Here is a 15,963-nt window from a genome sequence, read left to right as displayed (position 1 = left end):
CTCTATGAGCCTTCGCTATTTAATTTCATTTTTTATTTCTTTATATAATTTTTCCGTATCCTTGTCGGTCTTTTCATTGAAAATATAATTCTTATCCGCCTTAATAAAGATAACTTTTTTGCTGTTGTTGTAATAATATAGCCTTACATTTCCAATTCCCTTTACTGAAAAGGATCCATAACTTTGGCTTTCCAATGAGGTGCCATTTGTCCTTACAACATTACCTTGTGGAAATTCATCCAATAATTGTATTTCTTTGATGTCCTTATATTTTATTTCATCATTGTACATCTTTGCAGAAATTGATATTTTATCTCTTCCCACATTGTAATTATAATTTGATGGTGACAGGAAGTAAGGTAGTGATGCTAGTAGAACCACTCCAATGATTAAACTTCCATAAAAAATTGCCTTACCTACCGGTCTTCCTCTGTTTAAGTCCATATTGCCAGGAGACATCTTTGATGGGACAAAAATTCTAGGATCATCTTTGTTTTTATATCCAAAGATATCGTAGTAGTCCACTTCATCCACATTTAAGTTTACGTCGCCCTTAGAAATTTTGTACTGACTAATGACAATGGCAAGCATTCCAAAAGTTATGGCGATTACATAAATTATAAATGGCCAATATGCATATGGATTTTTGTAAGAAATAATAGTTGCTAGCAAAGTCAATACAGATAGAAATGAAGTAAAGATAAGTATCGTTTTACTAAACTTGCCCTTATTTTTTATATTTAGCCTTACATTTTCCTCTGTGTCTTCTGAATAAATTATATTTGGGGATTTTTCTATTGCCATGGCAAAGTAAATTAGACTTAGGTTTATAAGCGCTCCCGTAATTAGCATCATGGTGGAAGTTTTTATGTCGAAGTCTAAAAAGAAAAGTCCTGGCAAAAGTAATATCATTGGAAGTAGGTGCATGAATTTACTTGGCATATTCTTTTTTATTTCCACATTTGCCTTTAAGTCGGCGTACTTTACACTTGAATGTACTCTCTTAAGTTTTTTGTACTCCCTAAGCTCCTTCATTGCCCTGTAGATGAAGATATTTATTAAAATGGCGTAAATAATAATCCCAAAAACGAATAAAAGCATTTTAATTAATTCTGTCTCTGCAAAAAATACCAAGAGTGCTATTGGAAGAAATATTTTAAATATTAATGAGCTTTCTCTTTTTAATTCTTCAGTAATTTCACTTACTCTTTCATCATCGATTAGGTCGTAGGGGATGGATGTGGATAAAATATATCCGTTTTTGTAACTTGTAATATATTTTATTTGAAACTTCATTAAAAAAAGTATTAAAACTAAACATCCCACTAGGATTAAATTAAATATCATAGCACCCTCCTAACTAGTTCTTCCATATTGTACCCACGAGCCTTGCCTTCCAGTAAAAGTTTTTCTAAGTTCTTTTCAAATTCTTCTTGTTTTAAATTGTCCAAGCTTGAAACCATAGCGCCAACTCGTCTGTGAATTTCGATAAAGCCTTCATTTTTTAAAATGTTGTAGGACTTTTGAATTGTCATTGGATTTATTCCAAGATCTGCTGCAAGGGACCTAACTGCAGGAAGTTCATCTCCCGGATTAAGTTCACCCATGCCTATTAAAGATACGATTTCGTCTCGCACCTGCTGGTAGATTGGAATTTCACTTGCCATATCAATTTTTAAAATCATATGCTCTCCTTCCTCTGTCTTATCTGTATTAATTATTATAATACAAGTAATGCAAAAAAACAACTCCAAAATAATTTGGAGCATATTTTTACTTAAAATAAATTTTTATTTCGTAATCTTTAAAAAGGTCATCAAGTTTAAGTAGTTCCTTAATTGTCTTTTCAGCCTTTTCATTTGCTTCAGTTAAAAGACCATTTTTAATTGCCTTTTCTTCCACAACTTTTTTTTGATCCTTTGAAAAGTCGTTATAGTCTTCAATCTTTATAGGATTAAATATTGTATCTTTTTCTAAAAAAACCTTTAGTGACTCTTCCTTTATCTCGTGGGAAAGTATTGTGGAACTAGGAATTTGAATATCAATTCTATTATTGCCAAAGCCTACCACTGCCTTTTCTAAATTTACACCGGCATGAATTACACCGTCATATGAAACTATAAAACTCTTTGTTGTAAATGGAATCTTCCAACCATAGAAGTCGTTTTGATTTTCAAACTGTCCCATGTTTGTATAGTAATATTTCAACGTAGTTAATTCTTTTGCTTCTTCCAGTCTATTGTTAATTAGTTCGGTGGTCATCTCTGGAGTCATTTCCTTCTTCGTCTTTAACATTCCAGCAAAGAACAGAGCGCATCCTAAAACCAAAAGAACAATTATTTTCACAAATAAAAACTTTTTATTTTTTGTCTTCATAATACCTCCTTGTTTTATTATAATGTATGATAAAGATGTGAAAAAATCAAGTAAGATTTGATTATGTGGCTTATTTTTTTGTATAATTGAATAGTCGAGGTGAATTATGATAGAAATTTTAAAAGCGATTATACTTGGAATTGTTGAAGGGATTACTGAATGGCTTCCCATATCTTCAACAGGCCATATTATTTTAGTAGATGAATTAATAAGACTTAATGTAAGCGACGAGTTTATGTCCATGTTTAAAATTGTAATCCAACTAGGGGCAATTTTAGCAGTTGTAGTACTATTTTGGAACGACATCTTCCCATTTGAAAAAAGAAATGGAAAGGTTGTTGCAAATAGAGAAAAGTTTAGCCTTTGGGGGAAAATTATTATTGCATGCATTCCTGCTGTTTTAATCATTCCCTTTGATGATGTGTTTGAAGAAATGTTTCATAAACCAATACCCATTGCACTTGCGCTTATAATAGTTGGTATACTATTTATAATTGTTGAAAACAGAAATAAAGAAAAAGTTCCTAAGATTAATGACGTGAAGAGCATTAGTTATAAAATTGCATTTTACATTGGTGTGTTTCAACTATTTGCCGGAATATTTCCAGGGGTTTCAAGATCAGGCTCTACAATACTTGGAGGTATTCTCCTTGGACTATCAAGAACCGTTGCCGCAGAGTTTACTTTTTACTTGGCAATCCCGGTTATGTTTGGTGCAAGCTTTTTGAAACTACTTAAGTTTGGATTTGCATTTACATCCTTTGAGCTAATGATACTTCTAGTATCTTCCATAGTTTCCTTTGTCGTGTCCATACTTACAATAAAGTTCTTACTTTCATATGTAAAGAGGCATGACTTCAAGGTGTTTGGTTGGTATAGAATAGCACTTGGGATAATTGTAATTTTATATTTTACTTTTTTAAAATAGAAGGGGCAGCGGCTCCTTTTTTATTTACGAAAAAATTTTAGCAGTTTAAATTTATAAATTGACATGAAAATTAATCCATTTTATAATATTATTATTCAAGATAAAACGAAGAAATTTAGATTGTGTTGACGTATAAAAATTTATAAAGAAAGTGAAGGAAAAATTATGATAATAGGAATACCTAAGGAATTAAAGGACCAAGAGTCTAGGGTTGCGGCTGTTCCAGCAGCGGTTAGTGACCTTGTTAAACATGGAATAGAAGTGTTAATCGAAACTGGAGCGGGACTGGGCTCTGGAATTAGCGATAAAGAATATGAAGACGCGGGAGCGCATATTATAGATTCTGCCAAAGAGGTTTGGGAGAGGGCAGATATGATTTACAAAGTTAAGGAGCCCCTTAGAGAAGAGTATAAATATTTAAGAGAAGGCCTTATTTTATATGCCTACCTTCACTTGGCAGGTAACGAAGAGCTTGTGGATGAATTAATAAAACATAAAGTAACTGCAATTGGTTTTGAAACTGTACAAAAGGGAAATAAACTTCCGCTACTTCAACCTATGTCTGAAATCGCCGGCAGAATGGCGGTGCAAGAAGGAGCCAGATATTTAACAAAGCCTGAAGGTGGCAGGGGAATCCTTCTACAGGGAGTGCCTGGAGTAAGGCCTGCCAATGTGGTTATAGTTGGTGCCGGTACAGTTGGTACAGGTGCAACTAGAATAGCAGTTGGTATGGGTGCAAGGGTTACGGTTTTGGATGTAAATGTGGATGCTCTTACAAGACTTCACAACATCTTTCCAGATAAAATTGAAACACTTTATTCAAATCCAATAAATATCGACGAAGCCGTTAGTTCAGCAGACCTGGTTATATCAACTGTGTTAATACCAGGGGGACGTGCCCCACAACTTGTTAAGGTGGACAGCGTTAAGAAGATGAAGGAAGGTTCCGTTGTGGTTGACGTTGCCATTGACCAAGGTGGTTCAACTGATATAACAAAGGGACGCCCAACAAGTCATAGCCATCCAGTTTTCAAAGAGTATGGTGTAACATTTTATGCTGTAGCAAATATACCAGGGGCAGTTGCCATGACTTCCACATATGCACTTTCAAATGCAACAACAGTATATGCAAAGGCAATTGGTGAATATGGTCTTAAGGGTGCAATTGAAAACTTTCCTGAATTAAGATCTGGAATAAACACATATGATGGCAAGGTTGTTATTAAATCAGTGGCAAAAGATACTAAGCACGAACTTTGCGAATTAAATTTATAGATAATGAGAGCCTATGGGCTCTTTTTTATTTTGCTATGTTATAATGAATAAGGGAATGGAATAAATTTTGAAATAGCTAACAGGTCTTTAATATTTATATTTAGACCTTTTTTGATAGGAGAAATAAATGAACGAATTACTTAAAGGACTTAATGACAGACAGAGAGAAGCGGTGTTAACAACCCAGGGGCCACTTTTGATTCTTGCCGGCGCAGGCAGTGGAAAGACAAGGGTTTTAACCACGAGAATCGCCCACATATTAAACGAAGGACTAGCACGAAGGTGGGAAGTGCTTGCATTTACCTTCACCAACAAGGCAGCTGGGGAGATGAAGGACAGAGTTGAAAACTTACTTGGAGAAGATGTTTCAAGCATGTGGATTGGAACCTTTCACTCCATTTGTGTAAGGATTCTTCGTGCTGAAATAACGGCACTGGGATACACAAACAACTTCACCATATATGACAGGGCGGATCAACAGTCATTAATCAAAGAGATACTTAGAGACAAGGGCATAGGTGCAAAGGACTTTCCTGTGTCTGCGTGTTTAAATGCAATTTCTTCTGCGAAAAATATTGGGGAAGGTGTAAATTACATTAATGACATCTATGGATACCATCCAACCTATAAAGTATTTGGAGAAATTTTTGAAGAGTACGAGAGAAAGAAAAAATTATACAATTCTTTGGACTTTGACGACTTAATACTAAAGACCTTGGAACTGTTTAGAGAGCATGACTCTATAAGACAAAAGTACGAAAATAAATTTAAATATGTATTTGTGGACGAATATCAAGATACAAATAAGCCGCAATATGAATTAATAAAATACTTTTCAAAGGGATATGGAAATATTTGCGCCGTTGGCGATGGCGACCAATCCATCTATGGATGGAGAGGTGCTGACATAAGTAATATTTTAAACTTCGAAAAGGACTTTGAAAATGCCAAGGTAATTTTGCTGGAACAAAATTATAGATCAACAAAAAATATCTTAGATACAGCCAATAGGATTATAAGAAATAACTTTGAGAGAAAGGAAAAAAATCTTTGGACCGACAATAAAAAAGGTGACAGGGTTGTCTATAAAGAAGTAGACTCGGATATGGAAGAGGCCATGATAGTTACAAATTACATCGAACAACTTCGAAACGACGACTACAAGTTTGAAGACATGGCAATTCTCTATAGAACCAACGCCCAGTCCCGGGCCTTTGAGGAGATGCTTATGCGTGAAGGCATCAACTATAGGGTTGTTGGTGGACTGAAGTTCTACGACCGTAAGGAGATAAAGGACCTTGTTGCATACTTAAAGATATTTGTTAACCCCGATGATGATGTGGCATTAAAGAGAATTATCAATATACCTAAGAGGGGCATTGGGGATACTACCATAAACAAACTGTCCGACATTGCTCTAGAAAAGAACTCATCCATATATAGAATCCTTTCTGAAACTGCCATTGAAGGAATAACTGGACGTACCAAGGCAAAGCTTCAAGAGTTTATATATATGATGGAAAATATAAAAAAAGAGAAAGACAGTCTATCGGTAACTGATTTTGTAAACCATGTACTAGAAAAGACAGGCTATTTAAAGATGCTAGAGGAGTCAAACCTAAGGGAAGACAGAACGAGAATAGAAAATATTTCTTCATTTGTATCGGCGATTTCGGATTATGAAAAAACTGCAGAGGAGCCATCCCTTGAAGACTACCTTGCAACGGTGACTCTACTTTCTGATGTGGACAAGACCGATGAGTCAAAGACGGGAGTTAGCCTTATGACCATACATGCGGCAAAGGGACTGGAATATAAAATTGTTTTTCTAACTGGAATGGAAGAAGGACTTTTCCCTTCAGAAAGAACTATTGTAGAAGACGACGGACTGGAAGAGGAGAGAAGGCTTTGCTATGTGGCACTAACTAGAGCGGAAGAAAAATTATATTTAACTTCATGTAGCAGCAGAAGGGTTTTTGGAAAGTTTATGATGCATAAGCCATCTCGCTTTATTGAAGAGATGGGAGACTGCCTTGAAGTTCAAAAGCCAAAGTCATATCAATACACCGACAACTTTAGAGAGACCTTTGCAACGTCAGCACAGACCATGGCAAAGGACTTAAGGGAAAGCTTTGTGAAAAAACCTGATCCAAATAAAAAAACCTTGGAAGGGGTCGATCTAAAGCTTGGCTACAAGGTAAAGCATAAGAGCTTTGGTGTGGGAACAATTATAACAATCACTGAAAAAAGTGGAGGGGATGAGCTTGTAATAGCCTTTGATAAAAAGGGCATTAAAAAGCTTAACAAGAGCATGGCACCATTGGAGTTATTAAATGAGTAAAAAGAGAATTGAAGAATTAGTAAAACAATTAAACGACTACAACTATCACTACTACACTCTTGACGAGCCCATAGTATCTGATGGTGAATACGATAAATTATATGATGAACTGGTAAAGCTGGAACATGAAACGGGAATTATATTACCTGAGTCGCCAACACAAAGAGTTGGTGGAGAGCTTTTAGAGGGCTTTGTAAAACATACCCACTTGGCGCCTCTATACAGTTTAGATAAGGCGCAGAACATTGAAAAAATTCGTGAGTGGGAAAAGAGGGCAGAAAGACTTGTAAAGGCCTCTAACGAAAAAGTATTAGAATTATTATTTTTAGTAGAACTTAAATTTGACGGCCTTACAATAAACCTAACCTATGACGAAGGAAGGCTTGTTATGGCTGCCACCAGAGGAAATGGTGTTGTTGGGGAAGACATTTTGGCCCAAGTAAAAACTATTCCATCAATTCCGTTAACAATTCCATATAAGGGTAGAATCGAAGTGCAGGGAGAAGGACTAATGCCACTATCTGCACTAAGAAAATATAATGAGATGTATACTCCTGCCCTTAAAAACGCAAGAAATGCAGCGGCGGGGGCCTTGAGAAACCTGGACCCAAAGGAGACAAAGAAGAGGAATCTAACCGCTTACTTTTATAATGTTGGCTATATTGAAGGAAAAGAGTTTACAAGTCAAGAAGAGATGATGCAGTTTTTAAAGGACAATCGCTTTAAAGTGCATCCGTTTTTAAAAAAAGCCAAGACCTTGCAGGAATTGGAAGAAATTCTTTCCTATATAAAAGAATATAGAAAAGAGATTGATGTACTAACCGACGGTGCAGTTATAAAGATAAACGACATGAAGACGAGGGAAGTTCTTGGATACACAAATAAATTTCCAAGATGGGCCATTGCGTATAAGTTTGAGCCAGAAGAGTACAGCACCATCGTCAGAGAAGTTGAATGGAATGTTGGAAGGTCTGGTAAGGTTACACCAACGGCGCTGCTAGACCCTGTTGAAATAGGCGATGTATTAGTTAGTCGTGCCACTTTAAACAATATGGACGACATCGAAAGAAAACAAGTTAAGATAAATTCAAGAGTGTTAATCAGAAGGTCAAACGATGTAATCCCAGAAATCCTTGGAAAGATTGAGGACTATGAAGATTCAAAAGAAATAGTTATGCCAGGGGACTGTCCTTTCTGTCACACACCACTAATTAGAGATGGAGTACACTATTTCTGTCCAAACTCCATGAACTGTGAACCACAACTTGTTTCAAGGTTAGTTCACTTTGCATCAAGAGACGCCATGAATATAGATGGACTTAGTGAAAAGACCATTGAAAAGATGCTTGAAATACTAAAGGTACACGAAATATCTCAAATATATTCACTAACTGCACAGGATCTATATAAACTTCCGGGATTTAAAGATAAAAAGGTAAACAATCTTTTAAAGGCGATTGAAAATAGTAAAAGTGTAGGGCTTAAAAACTTTATCTACGCCATAGGTATACCAAATGTGGGAATAAAAACTGCAGAGGACTTGGCAAATAGATTTAAAACATTTGAAAATCTTCGAGAAGCGACTGCCCAGGAGCTTGTGGAAGTTCCAGACATTGGTGGCATAACCGCCGACGCCATAGAAGAGTTCTTCCACGATGAAAAGGTAGTGGAAGGCCTGGACAAACTACTTGATGAAGGCGTTAAAATTATAGTAGAAGATAATAAAAAAGATGTTGAACAAAAGTTTAGCGACATGCGTGTTGTTATTACAGGCTCCTTTGAGGATTATTCAAGAAAAGAACTTGAAGACATATTTAAATCCATGGGAGCAAAGACTTCTTCATCCGTATCCAAAAACACCGACATGGTTGTGGTAGGAGAAAAACCTGGTTCTAAGTTCGACAAGGCGAAGGAACTGGGCATAAGAATTGTTGAAAAAGATGAGCTAGAAAAAATTTTAGGAAAATAAAAACATCAAACCCCAGTTAAAATAACTGGGGTATTTTAATATAGGTATTAAATTTTAAAGCAAGAATAAGTATATGGCAAAAAACTGAACTATTGCTGCAATAAGAACAAAAATATGCCAAATAAAATGGGAATAGGTTGACTTTTTCTTATAAAAATAGGTACCTAAGCTATAAATTACACCGCCAATTAGTATAAGGGTGAAAAAGCTAATAGAAACATTTTCTACAATTGGCTTAATAAGAAATATTGCAATCCAGCCCATTAAAATATATAAAAAAGTGGAAAACTTTTTATGTTTATCATAAGTCCTAAAGGAAAAAATCTTATAAATAACTCCAGCTAAAGCAAGTAGTGTGATTATTACAAGAAAAATAATTCTTAAATTTCCTTTTAAAACTAATAAAATTATCGGAAGATATGAACAAGCAATAAAAATAAATATAGCAGAGTGGTCTAAAATTCTTAAATATTCCTTCGCCTTAGTAAGACTAAGAGAGTGATATATAGTTGATGATAAAAATAAAAATATGAAGCCAGATGCATAAATGGAAAATGCGACAATCTTATTCGTATCTTTCTGAGCTACACTTGGTATTAAAAGCAAAAGTAAAAAAACTATGCCTATAATAACGCCTATTCCATGACTTAAAGAGTTTAACAGTTCTAATTTAAATTTTGACACTTCATGTTTAATTTTCATGGCTATTCCTTTCTTAAATTTCAATTTTAATTTAACTCATTATATCACAAAGTAAAATTAAAAAGGCAAAGGTATTATGTATAAGTAAAAATTGGGTATAAAAATTGTAAAAAGGATGAGCTAGAAAAAATAATAAAATAAATTTATAGAAGGTGCAAAATGAGTAAAAAAGAGAAAAAAGAAATGGACTCAAGAAAAATATTTTATATAGTAACAGCAGTTTCTGTGTTAATCTTTGCGGTGGGAGTTATAATTACCACCGTCAATGGAAAGCTAGACGGCAGCGTGTTTAATAAAAGATTAGACTTCCTTGCAGATATGACTTTCTTTATACCATTTTGCCTTTGGGCTTGGTTAGTTGTAGTTGGACTTCTATTCGTTAGAAAAAACTTTTTGGTTGTGACCACATGTATACTCTTGGCTATACCACATATAATTTTTATTGCAGTAATGATTGGCTATTCAAACTCTCTGCTTGAAATTCTAAAGAGATATGTTATGATTTTTAGCTTCGGAAGCCTAATGTTGTAATTGAATAAAATTTTTTTACGCAGGTAAAGGGCGCATACACTAGTAGCATGGGCCTTTTATTTTAAGAAAAAAATTTATAAAATTGCAAATAGGAAAAGCCTTTCTTTTTTATTGAAGACAGTATAGAATAGAAAAGTAAAAAGATTTAAATTAGCTTGCAATATTTTTAAAAATGTATTATCATAAGAATGTAGTTATTAGCACTCTAGGTCGTAGAGTGATAAAAATAAATAGGAGGGTATTATGAATCTGAAACCAATAGGAGAAAGAATTGTAGTAAAAATGTTGGAAGTAGAAGAAAAAACTGCTTCAGGTATTGTATTACCAAGCTCAGCACAAGAAGAGCCACAAGTTGCAGAAGTGGTTGCTATATCCAACGAATTATCAGGAAAAGATAATTTAAATATAGAAGTTGGAACAAAGGTTATTTACTCAAAGTATGCAGGAACAGAAGTTAAGTTAGAAAGCGAAGAATACATTATTGTAAAACTTGAAGACGTACTTGCAATCGTTGAAGGATAAAAGGAGGAAACATGGCTAAAGAAGTTAAATTTGCAGTAGATGCAAGAGATGGTTTAATAAATGGAGTTAACAAACTTTCCGACACAGTTAAGGTTACTTTAGGACCTAAGGGAAGAAATGTTGTATTAGATAAAAAATTTGGATCACCACTTATAACAAATGATGGTGTTACAATCGCTAGAGAAATCGAATTAGAAAATAGATTCGAAAACATGGGTGCACAACTTGTAAGAGAAGTTGCAACTAAGACAAACGATATCGCGGGGGATGGTACAACAACTGCAACACTACTTGCTCAAGCAATAATTAGAGAAGGTGTTAAGAACCTTGCAGCTGGAGCAAACCCAATGATTATGCAAAAAGGTATTAAGAAGGCTGTTGACGTTGCTGTAGAAGAAATAAAAAATATTGCAATGCCAGTAGAAACTTCATCAGCAATAGCGCAAGTTGGTGCAATTTCTGCAGCTGACGAACATGTTGGACAAATGATTGCTGAAGCAATGGAAAAAGTTGGCAAAGACGGAGTTATAACTGTAGAAGAATCAAACACTATGGGAACAACTTTAGATGTTGTTGAAGGTATGCAATTTGGAAGAGGATATCTATCACCTTACATGATGACAGATACTGAAAAGATGGAAGCTCATCTTGAAGATCCATATGTACTTGTAACTGACAAAAAGATTTCAAACATTCAAGACATATTACCTGTACTTGAACAAGTTGTTAAGTCAGGAAAACCTCTATTCATAGTTGCAGAAGATGTAGAAGGAGAAGCTCTTTCAACTCTTGTAATCAACAAACTTAGAGGAACTTTCAATGTTGTAGCTGTTAAGGCACCAGGATTTGGAGACAGAAGAAAAGAAATGTTAAAAGACGTAGCAATCCTTACTGGAGCTAACATGATTTCTGATGATGTTGGAATAGAATTACCATCTGTAACAATTAACGATTTAGGAACTGCAAAAAAAGTTAATGTATCTAAAGACAATACTGTTATCGTTGACGGAGCAGGAAGTAAAGAAGCTATTGAAGAAAGAGTTCATATAATTAAAAAGCAATTAGAAAATGCAGAATCAGATTTTGATAGAGACAAACTTCAAGAAAGACTTGCAAGACTTGCAGGTGGTGTAGCAGTAATCCAAGTTGGTGCTGCAACTGAAACTGAATTAAAGGAAAGAAAGCTAAGACTTGAAGACGCTCTAGCTGCTACAAGAGCTGCTGTAGAAGAAGGTATAGTAGCGGGTGGTGGAACTGCTTATGTTAACGTTCTTGACAAGATTGAAGCCCTTCTTGAAGAAACAGAAGGAGACGAAAAAACAGGAGTTAACATCATATTAAAAGCTCTTGAAGAACCTGTTAAACAAATTGCTAAGAACGCTGGCCTTGAAGGATCAGTAATAGTTGAAAAGGTAAAGGCTGAAGAAAAGGGAATCGGCTTTGACGCTTACAACGAAAAATATGTAAACATGATTGAAGCGGGAATTGTTGACCCTGCAAAAGTTACAAGATCAGCACTTCAAAACGCTGCATCAGTAGCTGCAATGTTATTGACAACAGAAGCTGCAGTAGCAGAAATAGAAAAAGAAGAACCAGCTCCTCCAATGCCACCAGCAATGCCAGGCGGAATGGGATTCTAAAATAAATAGATAATAAATAGCATGTGGGAAAATCTCACGTGCTATTTTTTTAATCAAAAAAACAATAAAGATATACGCTTAAAAAGATTTGACAATGTTTTCTTGTTTTAGTATAATCTAATTTGTTATGTAGGGGCATAGTTCAGCTGGTAGAGCGTTGGTCTCCAAAACCAAATGTCGGGGGTTCAAATCCTCCTGTCCCTGCCAAGACGACCTTTGGGTCGTTTTTTTTATGCCCAAAACTGGTATAATGTTCATATAGAAAGCTCTTTAGGAGGAAATTATGTTTAATGCAAATAAAGAATTTATTGATGTAGCCATGAAAAGAAAAAAAGCTAATTTAGTTTTAAAAAACGGGAAAATCATAGATGTGTTTTCAAGAAGTGTTATAGAAGAAGACTTGGCAATTCATGAAGGAGTAATTGTCGGCTTTGGCGATTACGAGGGAGAGGAAGAAATTGATTTAAAAGGAAAGTTCGTAGCTCCAGGACTTATTGATGGACATATACATATAGAGTCCTCCTACCTAACACCAGAGGAACTAGGCTCTCTACTTGTGAACTTTGGAACTACAACCATAGTTGCAGACCCTCACGAAATTGTAAATGTTAAAGGACTAGATGGCCTAGACTATATGATTGAAGCTTCAAAGAAAACCGAGCTTGATATAAAGTATGTGTTGCCATCATGTGTACCTGCAACGCCCTTTGAAAACGCAGGTGCAATTGTAAACGCCGATGACATGCATGAACACATGCACATGGAAGAAGTAATTGGTCTAGGAGAGTTTATGAACTTCCCGGGAGTTATATATGGAGATGATGAATGTCTAAAGAAAATAAATCTTGCAAAGAAAGAAAATAAAATAATCGATGGTCACTGTCCGGGACTTAGAGGAGCAGAACTAAATGCATACATTGGCGCAGGAATTTCCACAGACCATGAATGTATGACAGAGGAAGAGATGAAAGAAAAAATATCTAAGGGCATGTATATACAACTTCGTCATGGCTCAGCATGTCATGATTTAGAAAGGCTAATAGATGTTGTAGATGAAAAGAATTACCAAAGATGTATGTTCTGTTCAGACGACAGACAACCAGAAACAATATTAAAAGATGGTCACATAGACAATCATTTAAGAATAGCAGTAAAGCATGGTATAGATCCAATAATGGCAATACAAATCGCAACTATAAATGCGGCTGTTTGCTATGGCTTTAATGACAGAGGAGCCATTGCACCGGGAAGAAGAGCAGACCTATCAGTTTTTGAAGATTTAAAAAACTTTAAAAACACCATGACCTTTATAGAAGGTAAAAAAGTTTCTAAAAATGGGAAGCACTTATCCAAAGTAGAAAAAGCTAATATGGAAAAAGTTTTAAATTCATTTAATGTAAAAGACTTTAGTATAGATAGATTAAAATTAAAACTAAACACTGAAAAAGCAAATGTGATAGAAATAATTCCTGGAGGAGTTGTAACAAAAAGTATAGTTGAAGAAATTGAAATAGATAAAAATGGAGATTTCTTATACAATCCTAATAGAGATATAGTAAAGATAGCAGTTGTGGAAAGACATAATGGAACGGGGAATGTTGCAGTGGGACTACTTAAAGGATATGGAATTAAAAGAGGTGCCGTTGCAATATCCATAGCTCACGACTCACACAATATAATAGTATCTGGAACAAACAATGAAGACATGGCAGTAGCAGTTGAAGAACTTACCACCCAAGGTGGAGGAGTAGTGCTTGTAAAAAATGGAAAAGTTATAGGTAGAATGGAACTTGTAATAGGTGGTATTATGAGTAACAAGTCCATAGAAGAAGTAAATCAGGAATTAAAAGAAATTCATAACATTGCAATAGACGAACTCAAAGTTAATTCAGACATAGATCCAATAATGACGCTTTGCTTTATGTCTCTTCCGGTAATCCCAGAACTAAAAATAACAGATAAGGGACTTTTTGATGTAAATAAATTTGAATTTGTAAAGTTAGAAACGGAATAAATAGAGGAAAATAGAATGAAAGGCAAGATTTTTATAAAAATTTTGCCTTTTTTTAAAAAAACACTTGAAAAAAAATTAAGATTATATTACAATGTTATTCGACGTCAAAAAAGACGGATTATTTTAAGATAGCAAATGTAAAAAAGTTTAAAAAATATTTGACATTAGTTTTTACATAAGCTATAATAAACTAGTCACATCGTAAGGGTGACAAAATCAGATTTAAAAATCAGATTTATATAAAACTTATGGCCCTATGGTCAAGCGGTTAAGACATCGCCCTTTCACGGCGGTATCCCGGGTTCGAATCCCGGTAGGGTCACCATTATGGGCGGTTAGCTCAGCTGGGAGAGCATCTGCCTTACAAGCAGGGGGTCACAGGTTCGAGCCCTGTACCGCCCACCATAATGACTTTTTAACAAATCAATAAAATTTAATAATGTATTATTGTATATGGCCTTGTAGTTCAGTTGGTTAGAATGCCAGCCTGTCACGCTGGAGGTCGTCGGTTCGAGCCCGATCAAGGTCGCCATATGCTGATGTAGCTCAATTGGTAGAGCAACTGACTTGTAATCAGTAGGTTGGGGGTTCAAGTCCTCTCATCAGCTCCATTTAAATAATACATGGAGGAGTTCCCGAGTTGGCCAAAGGGGACGGACTGTAAATCCGTTAGCTGTGCTTTCAGTGGTTCGAATCCACTCTCCTCCACCATTATTTAAACCATTCTTAATACACAAACAGCTTAATTATGCGGGTGTAGCTCAGTGGTAGAGCCCCAGCCTTCCAAGCTGGTTGCGAGGGTTCGATTCCCTTCACCCGCTCCATGTGCACCTATAGCTCAGTTGGATAGAGCAACGGACTTCTAATCCGTGTGTCAGAGGTTCGAATCCTCTTAGGTGCGCCATAATGGGGTGTCGCCAAGTCGGTAAGGCACTAGACTTTGACTCTAGCATTCCACAGGTTCGAGTCCTGTCACCCCAGCCATTATTTACTTTTTAAAACTGGCTCACAATATAACTATATATGACCCATTAGCTCAGTCGGCATAAGTGAGCGGCCCATTTCCGAAGGGAATGGAGGCGATAACTTAGTCTTTGCGAAGCAAAAAAGAATGAGCGAGTGGAAAAATAAAATAAATAGCTTAAAAAAATTGGTGAAATAAAAAAATAAATTATATGACCCATTAGCTCAGTCGGCAGAGCACCTGACTTTTAATCAGGGTGTCCCGCGTTCGAGTCGCGGATGGGTCACCATCAAGGAGAGGTACCGAAGTGGTCATAACGGGGCGGTCTTGAAAACCGTTAGGGTGCAAGCCCACGTGGGTTCGAATCCCACCCTCTCCGCCAATTTTTTTTAGATTGGTTTAGGAGAAGTACTCAAGTGGCTGAAGAGGCTCCCCTGCTAAGGGAGTAGATCCTGATAAGGGATGCGAGGGTTCAAATCCCTCCTTCTCCGCCAACTATAGGGGCCTTTAGCTCAGTCGGTTAGAGCGCCCGGCTCATAACCGGTAGGTCCGGGGTTCGAGTCCCTGAAGGCCCACCAACTATGTATTCTGTTTTACGGAGTATGTAGTTTACATACCCTATAGTTGAAATACTGGCCGCTAAAGCGGCCAATTATTTTCGAAATTTTTTTATTGTGTATGCCCAGATTGCTCAGCTGGTA

12 protein-coding genes and 13 tRNA genes are annotated in these 15,963 nt (G+C 35.9%); 21 read left to right on the top strand and 4 right to left on the bottom strand.

The window, feature by feature from the left end; translation table 11 throughout:
• Positions 1-15: 15 nt before the first annotated feature.
• The 3 genes from WKS98_RS04220 to WKS98_RS04210 all read right to left on the bottom strand — a co-directional run bounded on the left by WKS98_RS04220 (position 16) and on the right by WKS98_RS04210 (position 2,376).
• Entirely contained in the window at positions 16-1,347 is a 1,332-nt protein-coding gene (locus tag WKS98_RS04220) for a PH domain-containing protein (RefSeq protein ID WP_498917163.1), read from the bottom strand.
• Entirely contained in the window at positions 1,344-1,685 is a 342-nt protein-coding gene (locus tag WKS98_RS04215; protein WP_498917161.1) for a GntR family transcriptional regulator, read from the bottom strand. The genes WKS98_RS04220 and WKS98_RS04215 overlap by 4 nt, the downstream gene beginning before the upstream one ends.
• A gap of 88 nt (positions 1,686-1,773) precedes the next feature.
• The gene (locus WKS98_RS04210; protein WP_498917160.1) at positions 1,774-2,376 is read right to left on the bottom strand and encodes a DUF4230 domain-containing protein; all 603 of its coding nucleotides are present in this window, start codon (positions 2,374-2,376) and stop codon (positions 1,774-1,776) included.
• Between the two features lie 106 nt (positions 2,377-2,482).
• Between WKS98_RS04210 and WKS98_RS04205 the strand changes: the two genes are divergently transcribed.
• From WKS98_RS04205 to ligA, 4 genes are all read left to right on the top strand, one after another.
• Positions 2,483-3,304, top strand: a complete 822-nt coding sequence (locus tag WKS98_RS04205; protein ID WP_498917158.1) for an undecaprenyl-diphosphate phosphatase — start codon at positions 2,483-2,485, stop codon at positions 3,302-3,304.
• Between the two features lie 165 nt (positions 3,305-3,469).
• Positions 3,470-4,579: an alanine dehydrogenase gene (gene ald, locus WKS98_RS04200; protein WP_498917156.1), complete on the top strand. Its 1,110-nt coding sequence runs from the start codon at positions 3,470-3,472 to the stop codon at positions 4,577-4,579.
• Positions 4,580-4,706: 127 nt separating this feature from the next.
• A complete protein-coding gene (locus tag WKS98_RS04195) occupies positions 4,707-6,920 on the top strand; it encodes an ATP-dependent helicase (protein ID WP_498917154.1) in 2,214 nt (737 codons plus the stop codon).
• A complete protein-coding gene (ligA, locus tag WKS98_RS04190; protein WP_498917152.1) occupies positions 6,913-8,889 on the top strand; it encodes an NAD-dependent DNA ligase LigA in 1,977 nt (658 codons plus the stop codon). Before WKS98_RS04195 ends, ligA begins: the two co-directional genes overlap by 8 nt.
• Before the next feature lie 54 nt (positions 8,890-8,943).
• Here ligA and trhA read toward each other — a convergent pair whose 3' ends face one another.
• Positions 8,944-9,591, bottom strand: coding sequence for a PAQR family membrane homeostasis protein TrhA (gene trhA / locus WKS98_RS04185; RefSeq protein ID WP_498917151.1), 648 nt, complete (start codon positions 9,589-9,591; stop codon positions 8,944-8,946).
• Between the two features lie 159 nt (positions 9,592-9,750).
• On the opposite strand from trhA, the gene WKS98_RS04180 reads away from it, so the two are divergent.
• From WKS98_RS04180 to WKS98_RS04100, 17 genes are all read left to right on the top strand, one after another.
• A complete protein-coding gene (locus tag WKS98_RS04180; protein ID WP_498917149.1) occupies positions 9,751-10,122 on the top strand; it encodes a hypothetical protein in 372 nt (123 codons plus the stop codon).
• Between the two features lie 243 nt (positions 10,123-10,365).
• Positions 10,366-10,644 carry a co-chaperone GroES gene (locus WKS98_RS04175; protein WP_498917147.1) on the top strand — a complete coding sequence of 93 codons (279 nt, stop codon included), beginning with the start codon at positions 10,366-10,368 and terminating at the stop codon, positions 10,642-10,644.
• Positions 10,645-10,655: 11 nt separating this feature from the next.
• Positions 10,656-12,284: a chaperonin GroEL gene (gene groL, locus WKS98_RS04170; RefSeq protein ID WP_498917145.1), complete on the top strand. Its 1,629-nt coding sequence runs from the start codon at positions 10,656-10,658 to the stop codon at positions 12,282-12,284.
• 131 nt (positions 12,285-12,415) lie between these two features.
• Positions 12,416-12,491 (top strand) — tRNA-Trp (locus WKS98_RS04165).
• Between the two features lie 76 nt (positions 12,492-12,567).
• A complete protein-coding gene (ade, locus tag WKS98_RS04160; RefSeq protein ID WP_498917143.1) occupies positions 12,568-14,298 on the top strand; it encodes an adenine deaminase in 1,731 nt (576 codons plus the stop codon).
• Positions 14,299-14,548: 250 nt separating this feature from the next.
• A tRNA-Glu gene (locus WKS98_RS04155) sits at positions 14,549-14,623 on the top strand.
• A 4-nt stretch (positions 14,624-14,627) separates the two neighbouring features.
• Positions 14,628-14,703: transfer RNA gene (locus tag WKS98_RS04150), tRNA-Val, on the top strand.
• A gap of 50 nt (positions 14,704-14,753) precedes the next feature.
• Positions 14,754-14,830, top strand: a tRNA-Asp gene (locus WKS98_RS04145).
• Positions 14,831-14,833: 3 nt separating this feature from the next.
• Positions 14,834-14,909, top strand: a tRNA-Thr gene (locus tag WKS98_RS04140).
• A gap of 14 nt (positions 14,910-14,923) precedes the next feature.
• A tRNA-Tyr gene (locus tag WKS98_RS04135) sits at positions 14,924-15,009 on the top strand.
• Between the two features lie 39 nt (positions 15,010-15,048).
• Positions 15,049-15,122 (top strand) — tRNA-Gly (locus WKS98_RS04130).
• Positions 15,123-15,125: 3 nt separating this feature from the next.
• Positions 15,126-15,202 (top strand) — tRNA-Arg (locus WKS98_RS04125).
• A 3-nt stretch (positions 15,203-15,205) separates the two neighbouring features.
• Positions 15,206-15,282 (top strand) — tRNA-Gln (locus WKS98_RS04120).
• 193 nt (positions 15,283-15,475) lie between these two features.
• A tRNA-Lys gene (locus WKS98_RS04115) sits at positions 15,476-15,551 on the top strand.
• A gap of 4 nt (positions 15,552-15,555) precedes the next feature.
• Positions 15,556-15,644: transfer RNA gene (locus WKS98_RS04110), tRNA-Ser, on the top strand.
• A 20-nt stretch (positions 15,645-15,664) separates the two neighbouring features.
• Positions 15,665-15,756: transfer RNA gene (locus tag WKS98_RS04105), tRNA-Ser, on the top strand.
• 7 nt (positions 15,757-15,763) lie between these two features.
• Positions 15,764-15,840 (top strand) — tRNA-Ile (locus tag WKS98_RS04100).
• The last annotated feature ends 123 nt before the right edge of the window (positions 15,841-15,963 follow it).

Source organism: Lagierella sp. ICN-221743 (assembly GCF_037890055.1).
Taxonomy (GTDB): Bacteria; Bacillota; Clostridia; order Tissierellales; family Peptoniphilaceae; genus Mediannikoviicoccus.
The sequence above is the reverse complement of the archived record's forward strand: the minus strand, read 5'-3'. Positions and strand labels throughout refer to the sequence as shown.

Bases quoted from the DNA above. Each gene is read 5' to 3' on its own strand.
- WKS98_RS04220 (WP_498917163.1), bottom strand. From the start codon at position 1,347: ATGATATTTAATTTAATCCTAGTGGGATGTTTAGTTTTAATACTTTTT.
- WKS98_RS04215 (WP_498917161.1), bottom strand. From the start codon at position 1,685: ATGATTTTAAAAATTGATATGGCAAGTGAAATTCCAATCTACCAGCAG.
- WKS98_RS04210 (WP_498917160.1), bottom strand. From the start codon at position 2,376: ATGAAGACAAAAAATAAAAAGTTTTTATTTGTGAAAATAATTGTTCTT.
- WKS98_RS04205 (WP_498917158.1), top strand. From the start codon at position 2,483: ATGATAGAAATTTTAAAAGCGATTATACTTGGAATTGTTGAAGGGATT.
- ald (WP_498917156.1), top strand. From the start codon at position 3,470: ATGATAATAGGAATACCTAAGGAATTAAAGGACCAAGAGTCTAGGGTT.
- WKS98_RS04195 (WP_498917154.1), top strand. From the start codon at position 4,707: ATGAACGAATTACTTAAAGGACTTAATGACAGACAGAGAGAAGCGGTG.
- ligA (WP_498917152.1), top strand. From the start codon at position 6,913: ATGAGTAAAAAGAGAATTGAAGAATTAGTAAAACAATTAAACGACTAC.
- trhA (WP_498917151.1), bottom strand. From the start codon at position 9,591: ATGAAAATTAAACATGAAGTGTCAAAATTTAAATTAGAACTGTTAAAC.
- WKS98_RS04180 (WP_498917149.1), top strand. From the start codon at position 9,751: ATGAGTAAAAAAGAGAAAAAAGAAATGGACTCAAGAAAAATATTTTAT.
- WKS98_RS04175 (WP_498917147.1), top strand. From the start codon at position 10,366: ATGAATCTGAAACCAATAGGAGAAAGAATTGTAGTAAAAATGTTGGAA.
- groL (WP_498917145.1), top strand. From the start codon at position 10,656: ATGGCTAAAGAAGTTAAATTTGCAGTAGATGCAAGAGATGGTTTAATA.
- ade (WP_498917143.1), top strand. From the start codon at position 12,568: ATGTTTAATGCAAATAAAGAATTTATTGATGTAGCCATGAAAAGAAAA.